The following is a 14,661-nucleotide window of genomic DNA, read 5'->3' as shown; positions in this document are numbered from 1 at the left end:
GCAGAAAGCAGAGAAATTTAGATAGGTGGGACATAGGATCGCCTCGGATATATACAGACGGTTCGTTTTGGGTAGCGAGCCCACTCTGTGTAGGCGAAACCGTGCTCGGCCGGCGGACCTGCCTCCCGTCGATCGATCGCATCGTCCGGCAGGCCCGACACGGTTCGATCCGTGAGACGCAGCGGAAGGTAGTGTGGACAGCGACGGAGATCGGACGCGGCAGAGTGCCGCGGACACGTCCCAGCCCCTGGACGAAGCGGCGAGCCGCCCCAAGCGGCGACTTGTCGGGCGTTTCGCCCTGCGTAACTGGAAGGTGTCCGCTCGGCTCGTCGCGCTCATCGTCATCCCGACCATCGTGGCCGGTGTGCTCGCGGGCCTGCGCGTCAACAGCGCCCTGGCGAACGCGTCGACGTTCGGCCGTATCGAGCGACTGGCCGCACTGGGTGACAAGCTGAGCGTGCTGACGCACGCGCTCGAAGCCGAGCGCGACATGACGGCCCTTTATGTGGCCTCGTCCGGGAAGAGCGCGAGCAAGAGCGACCTGCAGCGGGTCGAGAGTCAGGTGGACACGGCCGTCCAGGGCGTGCGCTCCCAGACCGCGGGCATCGACGACTCCTATTCGAGTCAGACCCGGACCCAGGTTCGCGACATCCTGACCCGGCTGAACCAGTTGAGCGGCCTGCGGACGGTGGCGACACAGACCAAGCTTCCGCCCGACGCGACGATCGACAAGTACAGCGAGTTCGTCACGGACCTGCTGAACTTCAACGACCAGATCGCCCAGGACAGCTCGAACTCCGACCTCGCCGAGGCCGCCCGCGCGCTCGACACGCTGGCGGAGGCGAAGGAGGACTCCACCAGGGAGCGGGGCTTCCTCGCGGTGGCGCTGGCGACGCACGGGTTCCAGCCCGACGCCTTCAACGAGTTCCAGGCGGCGCGCAGCCAGCGTGACACCGACGTCGCGGCCTTCCAGGCGTCCGCGACGCCGGCGTTGGCCCAGTTCTACTCCGACACGGTCGCCGGGCCGGAGGTCGACCAGGCGGAGCTGATCCGCCAGCAGGCGGTGACGCAGGCGGGCAAGGCGTCCGAGCTGTCGCTCGCCGGCATGGGCGTCAACGACGACCCGCGCAAATGGTTCAACGACATGACGGTGCGCGCCGACAAGATGCGCACGGTCGAGGACCAGGCCGTCCGTAACCTGCTGGACAAGAGCCACAGCCTCAAGAGCCAGGCGCAGCGGTCGGCACTGCTGATCGGCGGCCTCCTGCTCGTCGTCCTGCTGCTCGTGATCCTCGCGGTCGTCATCGTCGCCCAGTCGCTGGTCCGGCCGCTGCGCCGGCTGCGGGGAGGCGCGCTCGACGTGGCCGGCTCCCGGCTGCCCGACTTCGTCCGCCGGCTGCGCGAGCCGGACGTCGAGCAGGTGGGCTTCGACGTCGAACCGATCGAGGTCGACTCGACCGACGAGATCGGTGAGGTCGCGCGGGCCTTCGACGAGGTCCACCGCGAGGCGGTACGCCTGGCCTCCAACGAGGCCATGCTGCGAGGCAACGTCAACGCGATGTTCGTCAACCTCTCCCGGCGGAGCCAGTCGCTGATCGAACGCCAGCTGCGCCTCATCGAGGACCTCGAACAGAGCGAGCAGGACTCCGGCCGGCTGGACAGCCTCTTCAAGCTCGACCACCTGGCGACCCGCATGCGCCGCAACTGTGAGAACCTCCTGGTCCTCGGCGGTCAGGAGCAGGCGCGGCGGTGGAACAAGCCGGTCGCGCTGGTGGACATCGTCCGCGCGTCCCTGTCCGAGGTCGAGCAGTACGAGCGGATCACGCTGCGGATCCAGGACGAGGTCTCGGTGAACGGCCGGGTCGTCAACGACCTGGTCCACCTCGTGGCGGAGCTGGTGGAGAACGCCACCTCCTTCTCGCCCGAGCACACGAAGGTGGCGGTGTCGGGACACCTGCTCAGCGGAGGCGGGGCCATGCTCCAGATCTCCGACAGCGGGGTCGGCATGTCGCCGGAGGAGCTCGAGGAGGCCAACTGGCGGCTGGCCAACCCGCCGACGATCGACGTGTCGGTCTCCCGGCGCATGGGCCTGTTCGTGGTCGGCCGTCTCGCCCAGCGGCACGGCATCCGGGTCGAGCTGCGCGCCGCGCTGTCCGGCGGCCTGACCGCGTTCGTCATCCTCGCCCCGAACACGATCATGCAGGACCCCCAGAAGGTGCGCCCGCAGCGGCTCGACGCGTTCGGCGGTCCGTCGCTGGACCGCGGCCAGGCCTCGCCGGTGCAGCCCCTGCAGCCGGTCCAGCCGGTACAGCCCCTGCAGTCGCCGGTCGTCCGCGGTGAGATCGACCGGCCGGGCGAGACCGGACGGCCCGGCGAGAGCGGGCGCCCGGGGGAGAGGGGACGGCCCGGCGAGAGCGGGCGGCCGCCCGTACCGGACACGCCGCGCGAGCCGTTGCGGTCGCACGGGACGCCGTTGCCCAAGCGTAAGCCGGCGCCGACGTCACCGCCGGGCCGTGGCCCGGGTTCGACCGCTCCGTCGCGCTCGTCGCGCCCGCAGGGAACGCCGCCCTCCAGGTCAGGCCCGCCGCCGGGTCCGCCACAGGAGCCTCCGCCGCCCAGGCCGGTGCCCCAGGCGCAACCCCAGCCGGCGGGTCCGGCGTTCGGTGAGCCTCGCTCGGCTACGGAGAACAACGGACGCTCCCCTATCTTCGAGGCAATGCAATCGGAATGGTTTCAGCGGCGTAAGACGGGATCAATGAACCGTGCTGAGTCCTCCCCACCGAGGGAGTGGTCCTCACCCGGCGACGATGGTTGGCGAGCCGCGGAGACGATCCGCGCCCCCGCCACCGGCGGGCAGACCAGTGCGGGCCTGCCGAAACGGGTTCCCGGAAGCAACCGGATCCCCGGATCGGTCCGGCCGGCGCCGATGCCGACACAGCCGGGGCCGTCCGCGCAGCCCGCGCAGCCCGCACCCAGAATGGAGTCCCGCCCGCCGGAGGCGGAAACCGTACGGAACCGTTTCGCGAGCTTCCAGCAGGGCGTACGGAAGGGTCGCGCCGCGATCCAGCCCGAAGATGATGAACGGGAGAACCAGTGAACAGCCGCCAGGACCTCAGTTGGCTGGTGACGAACTTCGTCGAACGCGTCCCGCGCGTCGCGCACGCCGTGGTGGTCTCCTCCGACGGTCTGCCGATGGCGTACTCGGAAGGCTTCCCGGCCGACCGTGTCGATCAACTCGCCGCGATCGCGTCGGGACTGACCAGCCTCACCCAGGGCGCGGCCCGTATCTTTGAGGGCGGTGCGGTCACGCAGACGCTCGTCGAGATGGAGCGAGGGCTGCTCTTCGTGATGGCCATCAGTGACGGTTCCGTGCTCGGCGTTCTCGCCGCACCCGACTGCGACATGGGATTGGTGGCCTACGAGATGGCACTGCTCGTCGAACGTGTGGGCCGCGTGCTGACGCCCGCCCTGCGCGCCGAACCCGGGATCGGTTAGTGGTGGACGGCGGGAGGTACGGGAATTACGGGTTCGGGCCTCAGCACGGGTCGAATCCAGGGCCGCACCGAGACCCGCCGCCGGGGCCGCCTTCGTCGCCGCCCTCGGAAGCGGGAGACTCGAGTTCGCTGGTCCGGCCGTACGCGGTCACGGGCGGGCGCACCAAACCACGGTACGACCTGCCGATCGAGGCACTGATCTCGGTCGCTCCGTATCCGCGGCAAGACATCACGACTCTCACCCCCGAGTACAAAGCCATCATCGATCTGTGCCGTAACTGGCGTTCGGTGGCGGAAGTGTCGGCCCTGCTCAGACTGCCGCTCGGCGTGGCCCGTGTGCTGATCGCGGACATGGCACACGAAGGCCTGCTACGCCTGCATCAGTCTCCCTTCACTGAGGGGCAGCCTGACCTCCAGCTGCTGGAAAGGGTTCTCAGTGGACTTCGCAAGCTCTAATCCGGGTGCCTCCCCCGGGATGACCTCCGTCAAAATCATTGTCGGGGGAGGCTTCGGTGTGGGGAAGACGACCTTCGTCGGCTCGGTATCGGAGATCATGCCGCTGACCACCGAGGCCGTCATGACCTCGGCCAGCGCGGAGGTCGACGACCTGTCGTCCACCCCGGACAAGACGACCACCACGGTCGCGATGGACTTCGGCCGGGTCAGCCTCGACCGGGAGTTGATCCTCTACCTGTTCGGCACGCCCGGACAGCACCGGTTCTGGTTCATGTGGGACGACCTGGTGAAGGGCGCGATCGGCGCGGTGGTCCTCGTGGACACGCGCCGGCTCGCCGACTCCTTCGCCGCGGTCGACTACTTCGAGGAGTCGGGGGTGCCCTTCGTCGTGGGCATCAACGGCTTCGACGGCGTCTACACCCACACGACCGAGGACATCCGCGAGGCGCTCACGATCGGCGCGCACGTGCCGATCGTCACCTGTGACGCGCGCAACCGCGAGTCCACCAAGGCGACGCTCATCACGCTGGTCGAGCACGCCCTGTCGATGCGCGGCCGGGGAGTGCCGATCAACCACTGAGGGGCCGTGATCGCCGATGGACGGCGTCATGCATCATTGATGGACGTGACCGACTCCGTTTCGACGTACTCCTCATACGTGGCCCTCGGTGACAGTTTCACCGAGGGCCTCGACGACCCGGATCCCGCCGGCGGCTACCGCGGCTGGGCCGACCGGCTCGCCGAGCACATCGCGGCCACCACCACCGGCCTGCGCTACGCCAACCTCGCCGTACGCGGGCGGCTGCTGGGCCAGGTGGTGACCGAGCAGGTCCCGCGCGCCATCGAGCTGCGGCCGGACCTGATCACGCTCGCCGCGGGCGGCAACGACCTGCTGCGCCCGCGCTCGGATCCCGACCGGCTGGCCATCGTCATCGAGGACGCGGTCCGGCGGCTGCGGGCGACCGGTGCCGAGGTGCTGCTCTTCACCGGCTTCGACACGCGTGGCGTGCCCGTGCTGAGCCGGATCCGCGGCAAGGCGGCGATGTACAACCTGCACGTCCGCTCCATCGCCGACCGGCACGGCTGCCGACTGGTGGACCTGTGGTCGATGCGGACGCTGCTGGACCCGCGCGCCTGGGCGCCGGACCGGCTTCACCTGTCACCGGCCGGGCACCGGCGCGTGGCGCTGGCCGCCTGCGAGGCGCTCGGCGTCGAGGCCACCGGCGACTGGCGCGAGCCCTGGCCGGCGGCGCCGCCGGTCGACTGGCTGACCTCGCGGCGCAGCGACCTGGAGTGGGCGCGGACCTACTTCCTGCCGTGGATCCAGCGGCGTCTGCAGGGGCGTTCGTCCGGCGACGGCCTCACCGCCAAGCGCCCGGACCTCCATCCACTCTAAGAGCCTGCGCCCCCTGACCGCGCGGGTTCCCAGCCCACGCGGCCGGTTCGTGCCGTGGTCGGGCCGCGGGCTTGACGCCGGGTGTGCGGAGATGAGATGACAACGTTGTCGTCCTGAGGGATCGCCCAGGGCCCGCGCCGTTCGCGTCGCGGGGTTCCGGGCGGTCTCTTGCGGCCGGCGGTCTCGACGCCCGTTCAGCCGAGTCTTGAGGGAGCCCATGCGGCCGACCATGCGTGATGTCGCCCGGCGCGCCGGCGTGAGCCTCAAGACGGTCTCCCGCGTCGTCAACGGCGAGGGCGGCGTACGGCCGGACACGACCGCGAAGGTCAACGCCGCGATCTCCGCGCTGGGCTTCCGCCGCAACGACATCGCCCGCGCGCTGCGCGGCGGAAAGCGCACCCGCAGCCTCGGGCTCGTCATCAAGGACGTCGCCAACCCCTTCTACTCCCAGATCGCGCGCGGGGTGGAAGAGGTCGCGCGGGCCAACGACCTCCTGGTCATCTCCGGCTGCTCGGACGAGGACCCGGCGCGGGAGCGCCACCTCATCCGGTCGCTGTGCGAGCGTCGGGTGGACGGCCTGCTCGTCGTGCCCTCCGGCAACGACCACCGCTACCTGATCTCCGAGATCAGCATGGGCACTCCCGCGGTCTTCATCGACCGCCCGCCCGAGGAGGCCCTCGAGGCCGATGTCGTCCTCATCGACAGCGTCGGCGGGGCCCGCGCGGCCGTCGACCACCTCCTGCGGCACGGCCACCGCCGCATCGCCTGCCTGTCCGACCTGCCCGGCATCTTCACCGCTAGCGAGCGTCTGCGGGGCTACCGCGAGGCGCTGGGCGAGCACGGCGTGCCCGTGGACGAGGCCCTCGTACGCCCGGGCCGGCACGACGTGACGGGCGCGGAGTCGGCCATGGCGGAGCTGCTGGCCCTCGACGACCCGCCGACGGCCGTCTTCACCGGCAACAACCGGCTGACGGTCGGCGCGCTGCGGGCCATCCAGGCCGCCGGCGCGGGCACGGCACTGGTCGGCTTCGACGACCTGGAGCTCGCCGACATGCTCGCGACGCCGGTGACCGTCGTGGCGCACCAGCCCGTGGAGATGGGCCGGCGCGCGGCGGAGCTGCTGTGCCGCCGCATGGCGGGCGAGGAACTGCCGCCGCAACGCGTGGTGCTGCCGACCCACCTCATCGTCCGCGGCTCCGGGGAGCTGCCGCCGCCCTAGCGAGGAAGGTGCACATGACGGAACCGCTGCTCGAAGCACGAGGCGTCACGAGGCGTTTCGGTCATGTCCAGGCCCTGCGAGGGGCCGCCTTCACCGCGTACGCGGGCGAGGTCGTCGCGCTCATCGGCGACAACGGCGCCGGCAAGAGCACTCTGGTCAAGACGCTGGCCGGCGCGCTGCGGCCCGACGGCGGCGAGATCCTGCTCGACGGCCGTCCGGTGCACCTGACCGACCCGGTCGACGCGCAGCGGCTCGGCATCGAGACCGTCTACCAGGACCTCGCGCTCGCCCACGACCTCGACGCCGCCGCCAACCTCTTCCTCGGCCGTGAGCCGACCCGGTTCTCCTTCCTCAACGTGCTCGACCGGGCTGCGATGCGGCGGCGGGCGGCGGAGGCCTTCGACGAACTCGGCATCCGGCTGCCCGACATGTCCGCGCCGGTACGGCAGCTGTCGGGCGGGCAGCGCCAGTGCGTCGCCGTGGCGCGCGCGGTGGCGTGGGCGTCGCGCGTGGTGTTCATGGACGAGCCGACCGCCGCGCTCGGCGTCGTCCAGCGAAAACAGGTGCTCGACCTCATCCGTCGCGTCCGCGACCGCGGCGTGACGGTCGTCCTGATCAGCCACAACATGCCCGAGGTGCTCGCCGTCGCCGACCGGGTGGAGGTGCTGCGCCTGGGCCGCCGGGTGGCCCGGTTCACCGCCGCGGACACGTCGGTGGAGCAGCTCGTCTCGGCGATGACCGGAGGACTGGACCAGGAAGGTGCCGCATGAGCGAACGGAGTGAGCGAAGTGGCCCCGACGCGAAGGAAGGCATGAGCGCACGGAGTAGCGGACTCGACGTGAAGGACACAGCATGAGCACGACGATCGTCGAATCCGAGGAGACGACGGAGCCGGGACGGCTTCCGGCCCTGCTGCGCTCGAACACGGTGTGGACGCTCGCCGTCCTCGTCGCCCTGTTCGCGTTGTTCGCCGTGCTCAGGCCGGCCGAGTTCGCCACGACCTTCAACGTCCGCAACGTCGCGACCGACTCGGCCATCCTGCTCGTCCTCGCGGTCGGCATGACCTTCGTCATCGTCACCGCCGGCATCGACCTGTCGGTCGGCTCGGTGCTGGTCTTCTCCGGTGTCGTCGCCGCCAAGACGATGGTCGCGCTGGGCGGCACGACCGCGGGCTGGGGCGGCATCGCGCTCGGCGCGCTCGCCGGGATGGGCTGCGGTCTCGGCTGGGGCCTGGTGAACGGCCTGCTCGTGGCGAAGGCGAAGATCCCGTCTCTCATCGCCACCCTCGGCAGTCTCGGCGTGGCGCTCGGCCTCGCCCAGGTCATCACGGGCGGCAGCGACGTGAACCGGATCCCCGCCAAGCTGGCCAACGCCATCGGGTACGGCCTGGTCGCCGGGGTGCCCTGGCTCGTCATCATCGCCGTGCTCATCGCGGTCGTCTTCGGGCTGCTGCTCGCGCTCACCCGGTTCGGCCGCCACACGTACGCGATCGGGTCCAACGCCGAGGCGGCGCGCCGGGTCGGCATCAAGGTCGACCGGCACCTCATCAAGGTGTACGCGCTGTCCGGCCTCCTGTCCGGAGTGGCCGGCGTGCTGTCGCTGGCCCACTACACGACCACCACGATCGCCAGCCACACGTCCGACAACCTGAGCGCGATCGCCGCCGTCGTCATCGGCGGCGCGAGCCTGTTCGGCGGCGTCGGCACCGTCGCGGGAACGGTGATCGGCGTGCTGATCCCCGGCGTCCTGCGCAACGGTCTGATCATCCTCGGGGCACAGCGGTTCTGGCTCGATGTCGCGGTCGGGGCCGTGCTGGTCGTCGCGGTGTTCTTCGACCAGCTGCGGCGGCGGGCGCGAGAACGTCGATAAAGGAGGCACATCGGTGAACAGGTACGTCGTCGTGGCCACCGCGCTGTCACTGGCCCTGGCCGGTGGGTGCGGGAACTCCTCGCCCTCGTCCGGAGGCGGGGGCAAGAAGCTCACCCTCATCCAGGGAATCGCCAACGAGCCCTTCTACATCTCGATGTACTGCGGAGCCAAGGACGAGGCGGCGCGGCTCGGCGCCCGGCTCAGCGTGCAGGCGCCGGCCCAGTGGGACGTGGCGCAGCAGACCCAGGTGGTGACCTCGGTGGCCGCCTCGCGGCCGGACGCGGTGCTGATCGCCCCGGTCGACAAGGACGCCATGGCCGGCCCGGTCCGCCAGCTCACCGGCAACGGCAGCAAGGTGATCTTCGTCGACACCGAGCTGGCCGACCAGTCGGTCGGCCTGTCCCGCGTCTCCTCCGACAACCGGCTCGGCGGGCGGCTCGCGGCGCAGACGCTGGCGAAGCAGATCGGTGACAAGGGCAAGGTGATGGTGCTCGCGCCCACGCGGGGCATCGCCACCACCGACGACCGGGTGGCCGGCTTCAAGGAGGAGATCGCCAAGCATCCGGGCATCACGCTGGTCTCGGAGCAGTACCCGGGCGACGACGCGGGCAAGGCCACCGAGATCGTGAACGGCGAGCTGTCCAAGAGCCCGGACCTGGCGGGCATCTTCGCCTCCAACCTGGTCACCGGCGAGGGATCGGCGGCATCGCTCAAGCAGGCCAAGAAGGTCGGCAAGGTGAAGCTCATCGAGTTCGACGCGAGCCCCAAGCAGGTCGAGGACCTGCGGGCGGGCACGATCCAGGGCCTCATCGGCCAGGAGCCCCTGGAGATCGGGCGCCAGGGCGTCGACCAGGCGATGAACGCCCTCGGCGGCAAGCCCGTGACCAAGCACATCCAGACGAGGCTCGTGGCGGTCACCAAGGACAACGTCGACAGCCCCGACGTGGCCAAGTACCTGTACAAGCAGAGCTGCTGACGCCGGATCCGGGGGTGGACCGACCCCGTAGGCCACCCCCGGATGTCTCTCAGCGGACCTTGCGGCTGGTGATGATCTCGTCGATGAGGCCGTACTCGCGTGCCTCCTGCGCGGTGAGGAAGCGGTCGCGCTCGATGTCGGCGCGTACCTGTTCGACCGGGCGGCCGGAGTGCCGGGACAGCATCTCCTCCAGCTCCTCGCGCTGGCGGATGATCTCCTTCGCCTGGATCTCCAGGTCGCTGGTCTGGCCGTACCCGCCCTCGGTGTGCGGCTGGTGGATGAGGATGCGCGCGTGCGGCAGCGCGGCGCGCTTGCCCGGTGAGCCGGCCGCCAGGAGCGTCGCCGCCGCCGAGGCGGCCTGCCCGACGCACGTCGTCTCGATGTCCGGCTTGACGAACTGCATCGTGTCGTAGATCGCCGTCATCGCGGTGAGCGAGCCGCCGGGGGAGTTGATGTACAGGCTGATCGTCCGGTCGGTGTCCATCCCCTCCAGCGCGATGAGCTGGGCGATCACGTCGTTGGCGAGCGTGTCGTCGATGGGCGCTCCGACGAAGACGATCCGCTCCTCGAACAGCTTGTTGTACGGGTTGCTCTCCTTCATCCCGTACGAGGTGCGCTCGACGTAGGACGGCAGGACGTACCGGGCCTCGATGCCCATCGGCTCGTGGATCCTCACGGCGCGACGCCTCCCGCCTCCAGCGCGCTCGTCACGACGTGGTCGATCAGGCCGTATTCGCGGGCCTCCGCGGGGGTGAAGTAGCGGTCGCGGTCGGCGTCGTGCTCGATCTGCTCGAACGGCCGCCCCGTGTGCTCGGCGATCAGCTCCAGGAAGCGCTGCTTCAGGTGCAGCGACTGCTCGGCCTGGATGCGGATGTCGGAGGCGCTGCCGCGGATGCCGCCCAGGGGCTGGTGCATCATGATCCGCGTGTTCCGCAGCGCGTAGCGCTTGCCCGGTGTCCCCGCGGTGAGCAGGAACTGCCCCGCCGAGGCCGCCATGCCGAGCGCGACCGTCGACACGTCGTTCGGCAGGTACTTCATCACGTCGTACATGGCGAACATCGCGTCCATCGATCCGCCCGGCGAGTTGATGAAGAGCTTGATGTCGCGCTGCCCGTCCTGCGCCGCGAGGAGCAGGAGCTGCGAGCAGACCCGGTTGGCCAGGTTGTCGTCGATCTCCGAGCCGATGAAGACGATGCGCTGCCCGAGCAGACGCTGGAACACCTGGTCGGTGACGTTCGCCTCCGGCAGCTCGGTCACCCGCGCGCGCGGCTCGTACGTCGGAATGTCCATGGACTGCACCTCCTTGAGTTCTGTACAGAATAGCAAAACTGTACAGAATGCTAGAATCGATGCATGACACGAGAGGTACCCGTGACCCAGGCCCGCGCCGAGCTGGCGGAACTCGTCAGCCGCGTCGGCTACAGCGGAGAGCGGATCCTGCTGACCCGCCACGGCAAGGCCCTCGCCGCGCTCGTCCCGGTCGACGACCTGGAGGCGCTCGAACGCCGACCGGCCGAGATCGGGTTCACCTTCGCCCCGCAGCCCGAGCCCGAGTCCAAGCCCGAGCCGCGCGACCGACCCGAGCGCCCGTCCGGCCCGCTGCGCATCGCCGCCGAACACCGCGACCGCAGGCGCCCGCGCTGAGCGCGTTACCGTCACCAGGGCCGATGCGCGCGCGGCTGCGGCCCACCGTGCGTGGGTCGTAAGGTCTACCCGTGAGCGCCCCACGCCTACCCGAACACCTCGGCCTGCTCCTGACCGACGAGCCCGTGCTCGACGTCTACTCCCACGGTCCGTGGAGAGTTCCCGACGGGCTGTACGACGAGGTGCGCGAGCGCGCGGTGAAGTTCGACCGCGACGATCGGGCAAAGGAGCTGACCAGCGGGCTCAGCGACTTCTACGGCCCTGAGACCTCGGCGGCGGGCGCCGAGCTGTGGTCGTTGCTCACCTTCCTGCTCGGCGCCTCGGCGATCCGCGCGGGCTCACGCGGCGACATCGACTACGAGCTGTTCGCCGGCTTCCTCGCCAAGCCCGAGGCGCCGGTGCGCGACCCGTACGCCTGGTTCAGCCAGGGCGGCCGGCTGCGCCCGCCCGGCCTGTGGCTCGTGGAGAACGTCGGCGACGACCCCGACCGGCGCGCGACGATGTACACGCTCGCGCGGGAGGCCCTCGACGTGCTCGCGGGCATCGAGCCGATCGAGAAGCGCCGGCAGGCGATGATCGCGCTGTACGACCGGCGCGCCGCGGACCCGGAGACGCACGCCGCCGACCTGAGCGTCCCGCAGGGCGAGCTCGAACGCCTCTGGGCGGCCGGCCTGCCCGAGGAGACCCTGGCCGTGCTGCCCGAGCTCGCCGGGCCGGTCGGCTACCTCGGCTGGGCGTGCTCGGGCTGGGTCGCCGCGCACGAGCGCCTGACGTCGGCGGTGCCCGGCCACGACCCGCTCGACGTGGCGCTCGCCCGGCTGCTGTTGCAGGCCGAGGTCAAGGCGGTGCCGGCGGAGATGGCCTTCGCCGTCGGCGTCGAGCGCTACGAGACCGTCCAGGAGCACGTCCAGCGGCTCCGGGAGGGCTTCCGCGTCGACTCCTGGCAGGCCGAGGTGCGGTCCTGGCTGGCGCGCGGGCTCGTCGCCGGTGAGGCGGACGTCTGCCGCGCCTGGCTCGACATGGCCCTGCGCATCACCGGCTGCGTGCAGGGGCTGCCCGACACCGCCGTCAGCCCCAAGTGCCGCGTGCCCGTACGCGGCTTCCAGATGGACCTGCGCCGGCTCTTCCAGGCGCCGACGGTCGTCAACCCCCTCGCCGCCGCGTTCGCCGGTCCCGCACCGGCCGAGGAGTCGCGCGCCTCGGCGGCGGCCGACGAGGTCGCGAACGACATCGTCGGCCAGCCCGATCTGGTCACCGCCGTCACCGACGTGCTGCGCGCCGACGCGTCCCGCCCGGTACGGCTGCTCGTCAGCGGCCCGGACGCCACCGGCAAGGGCACCGCCGTACGCGCGCTGGAGAGCGCCCTGATGGCGCGCGGCGACGTCCGCGAGACGGTGTGGGTGTCGGACCAGGTCTTCGCCAACCTCCACGTCAGCGACACGATCCTGTACTTCCTCGCCCGGGTGCGCGAGTGCCTGGAGGGCCGCCTCCTGGTCATCGACGGGCTGGACCGCATCCTCGCGTTCGACAACTGCGGCATCGCGTTCGCCGAGGAGCTGCGCCGCGCCCTCGAACGTCACCAGAAGCTGAACGTCGTGGTCCTGTGCCGGGTGGGCGGCGACCGACGGGTCTTCGACGTCAACCCGGCGCTGCACCAGCACTTCCGCGTCGCGCGCACGCAGGAGTTCGGCGAGGACGCCTACGCCGAGCTGTTCCGCCGCGCCGTCGCCCGGCGCGACCTGACCGTCGCGCGTGAGGCGGCGGCCACCGCCGGCGTGCTGCTCACCCGCACCCCGCCACTGCTGAACCTCCGCGGCGCGCGCCTCGTGGAGTACCTCGCCGAGCAGTGCGTCACGGCGGCGGTGGCGCGCGGTGAGACCGAGGTCGCGCCGGCCGATCTGCCGCAGCGGGTCATCGCCGGCGGCGCCGAGCACTCCGACCCGATGGCCGAGCTGGAGTCCTGCGTCGGCCTGGAGTCGGTCAAGAACGAGGTCCGCCTGCTCGTCGCCGAGGCGGAGGCGGCGCGGATGCGCCGCGAGGCCGGCATGCCGGTGGCGATGCGGCCCAAGCACATCGTCTTCAGCGGCGGCGCCGGCACGGGCAAGTCCAAGGTCGCCCGCATCCTCGGACGCATCTACGCCGACCTGGGCGTGCTCTCCTCGGGCCACCTCGTCGAGGTCGACCGCTCCGACCTCGTGGGGGAGTACGTCAGCGAGAGCGGGCCACGGGTGCGCCGCGCGGTCGAGCGGGCGCAGGGCGGCATCCTGGCCGTCAACGACGCCCACAACCTGATGCCCGGCGAGTCGCCGCGCAACCGCGAGGCCGTCGACGTGCTCCTCGCCTGCGTCCAGGCGCAGACCGAGGACCTCGTCGTCGTGCTGTGCGGACCCGAGGGGCCGATCAACAGCCTGCTCAAGAGCGACTCGGAGCTGTCCGCCTACTTCCCCAAGCGGCTGCGCTTCCCCGGCCTGACCGAGGACGAGCTCATCGAGATCTTCAAGGCCAAGGCCGTTGACGCCGGCTTCGCGCTGCGCGAGGGCGTGCTGGACAAGGTGCGCGAACTGGTCCACGGCAGCACCCGCGACAGCAACGTCGGCAACGCCCGCGCCATGATCAACCTGCTCGACCGCGCCATCGCGATGCAGTCGCGGCGGGTCCTCGACGACGGGGTGCTCACCGACGACGAGTCCCTGGACGAGATCTTCGCGGACGACATCCCGGGCACGCTCGTCGCGAGCGGCCACGTCGACCTGCCCGGCGACCCGCTCGCCGAGATCGAGAAGCTCATCGGCCTCGACACCGTCAAGCACGAGGTGCACCTGCTCGTCGCCGAGGCACGGGCCGAGCAGCTGCGCCGCGACGCGGGCATCCCGATCGCCCCGCCCACCCGCCACATGGTCTTCACCGGCAACCCCGGCACGGCCAAGACGACCATGGCCCGCCTGCTCGCGGCCGTCTACGCCAAGCTGGGCCTGCTGTCGTCCGGGCACCTGGTCGAGGTCTCCCGCGCCGACCTGGTGGGGGAGTACATCGGGCAGACCGCGCCCAAGGTGCGCGCCGCGGTCGAGCGCGCGCTCGGCGGTGTGCTGTTCATCGACGAGGCGTACGCCCTGACCCCCGCCGACTCCGGCCGCGACTACGGCCACGAGGCCATCGCCGAGCTGCTCAAGCTCATGGAGGAGCACCGCGCGGACATCGTCGTCATCGTGGCCGGCTACGAGGGCCCGATGCTGCGGTTCCTCGACTTCAACCCCGGCCTCGCCTCGCGCTTCCCCCTGGTGCTGCGCTTCCCCGACTACACCGACGACGAGCTGGTGGCGATCTTCGAGGTGATGGCCGCGGACGCGGGCTTCAGCCTGGGCGGGGGCGTGCTCGACGCCGTACGCCGCCACCTGCGCACCGCCGCCCGCGGCGAGTCGTTCGGCAACGCCCGGCTCATGCGCAACCACCTGGACCGCGCCATCGCCCTGCAGGCACGCCGCATCACCCGCGAGGACGACCCGGCGCGGGCCGACGTCGGCACCCTGCGGGTCGAGGACCTGCCGGAGACCGGGGGCACGACGAGCACCGACGACAACCTCGGCCAGTACCTGTGATTCAGGGCCCC

Annotated in this window: 13 protein-coding genes; 11 read left to right on the top strand and 2 right to left on the bottom strand. The window is 71.0% G+C overall.

Going from position 1 to position 14,661, the window contains the following annotated elements:
- The first annotated feature begins 193 nt into the window (after positions 1–193).
- The 9 genes from OG417_RS37720 to OG417_RS37680 all read left to right on the top strand — a co-directional run bounded on the left by OG417_RS37720 (position 194) and on the right by OG417_RS37680 (position 9,410).
- A complete protein-coding gene (locus OG417_RS37720) occupies positions 194–3,097 on the top strand; it encodes a sensor histidine kinase (protein WP_329239445.1) in 2,904 nt (967 codons plus the stop codon).
- Positions 3,094–3,495, top strand: a complete 402-nt coding sequence (locus tag OG417_RS37715; RefSeq protein ID WP_285576345.1) for a roadblock/LC7 domain-containing protein — start codon at positions 3,094–3,096, stop codon at positions 3,493–3,495. Before OG417_RS37720 ends, OG417_RS37715 begins: the two co-directional genes overlap by 4 nt.
- A 2-nt stretch (positions 3,496–3,497) precedes the next feature.
- On the top strand, positions 3,498–3,950 hold the full coding sequence (locus OG417_RS37710; protein WP_378201960.1) for a DUF742 domain-containing protein: 453 nt from the start codon (positions 3,498–3,500) through the stop codon (positions 3,948–3,950).
- Positions 3,951–3,969: 19 nt separating this feature from the next.
- Positions 3,970–4,530 (top strand): GTP-binding protein, encoded by a 561-nt coding sequence (locus tag OG417_RS37705; protein WP_329239443.1) that lies wholly within the window; start codon positions 3,970–3,972, stop codon positions 4,528–4,530.
- 39 nt (positions 4,531–4,569) lie between these two features.
- The gene (locus OG417_RS37700) at positions 4,570–5,346 is read left to right on the top strand and encodes an SGNH/GDSL hydrolase family protein (protein WP_442875598.1); all 777 of its coding nucleotides are present in this window, start codon (positions 4,570–4,572) and stop codon (positions 5,344–5,346) included.
- 229 nt (positions 5,347–5,575) lie between these two features.
- Entirely contained in the window at positions 5,576–6,565 is a 990-nt protein-coding gene (locus OG417_RS37695) for a LacI family DNA-binding transcriptional regulator (RefSeq protein ID WP_329239438.1), read from the top strand.
- A gap of 14 nt (positions 6,566–6,579) precedes the next feature.
- Positions 6,580–7,335, top strand: a complete 756-nt coding sequence (locus tag OG417_RS37690) for an ATP-binding cassette domain-containing protein (protein WP_329239436.1) — start codon at positions 6,580–6,582, stop codon at positions 7,333–7,335.
- A gap of 82 nt (positions 7,336–7,417) precedes the next feature.
- Complete coding sequence (locus OG417_RS37685) at positions 7,418–8,434, top strand: ABC transporter permease (protein ID WP_329239433.1); 1,017 nt, start codon at positions 7,418–7,420, stop codon at positions 8,432–8,434.
- 13 nt (positions 8,435–8,447) lie between these two features.
- On the top strand, positions 8,448–9,410 hold the full coding sequence (locus OG417_RS37680) for an ABC transporter substrate-binding protein (protein ID WP_329239430.1): 963 nt from the start codon (positions 8,448–8,450) through the stop codon (positions 9,408–9,410).
- A 49-nt stretch (positions 9,411–9,459) separates the two neighbouring features.
- Here OG417_RS37680 and OG417_RS37675 read toward each other — a convergent pair whose 3' ends face one another.
- Both OG417_RS37675 and OG417_RS37670 read right to left on the bottom strand, forming a co-directional pair.
- Entirely contained in the window at positions 9,460–10,068 is a 609-nt protein-coding gene (locus OG417_RS37675) for an ATP-dependent Clp protease proteolytic subunit (RefSeq protein ID WP_329262858.1), read from the bottom strand.
- Positions 10,069–10,082: 14 nt separating this feature from the next.
- Positions 10,083–10,700, bottom strand: a complete 618-nt coding sequence (locus tag OG417_RS37670) for a ClpP family protease (protein WP_329239427.1) — start codon at positions 10,698–10,700, stop codon at positions 10,083–10,085.
- A gap of 63 nt (positions 10,701–10,763) precedes the next feature.
- Between OG417_RS37670 and OG417_RS37665 the strand changes: the two genes are divergently transcribed.
- Positions 10,764–11,054 (top strand): type II toxin-antitoxin system Phd/YefM family antitoxin, encoded by a 291-nt coding sequence (locus OG417_RS37665; RefSeq protein ID WP_329239424.1) that lies wholly within the window; start codon positions 10,764–10,766, stop codon positions 11,052–11,054.
- A gap of 71 nt (positions 11,055–11,125) precedes the next feature.
- Positions 11,126–14,650 (top strand): AAA family ATPase, encoded by a 3,525-nt coding sequence (locus tag OG417_RS37660; RefSeq protein WP_329239421.1) that lies wholly within the window; start codon positions 11,126–11,128, stop codon positions 14,648–14,650.
- Positions 14,651–14,661: the final 11 nt, after the last annotated feature.

It is taken from the genome of Actinoallomurus sp. NBC_01490, assembly GCF_036227085.1.
Classification (GTDB): Bacteria; Actinomycetota; Actinomycetes; order Streptosporangiales; family Streptosporangiaceae; genus Actinoallomurus; species Actinoallomurus oryzae.
This window is presented reverse-complemented; position numbering and strand designations above follow the sequence as displayed.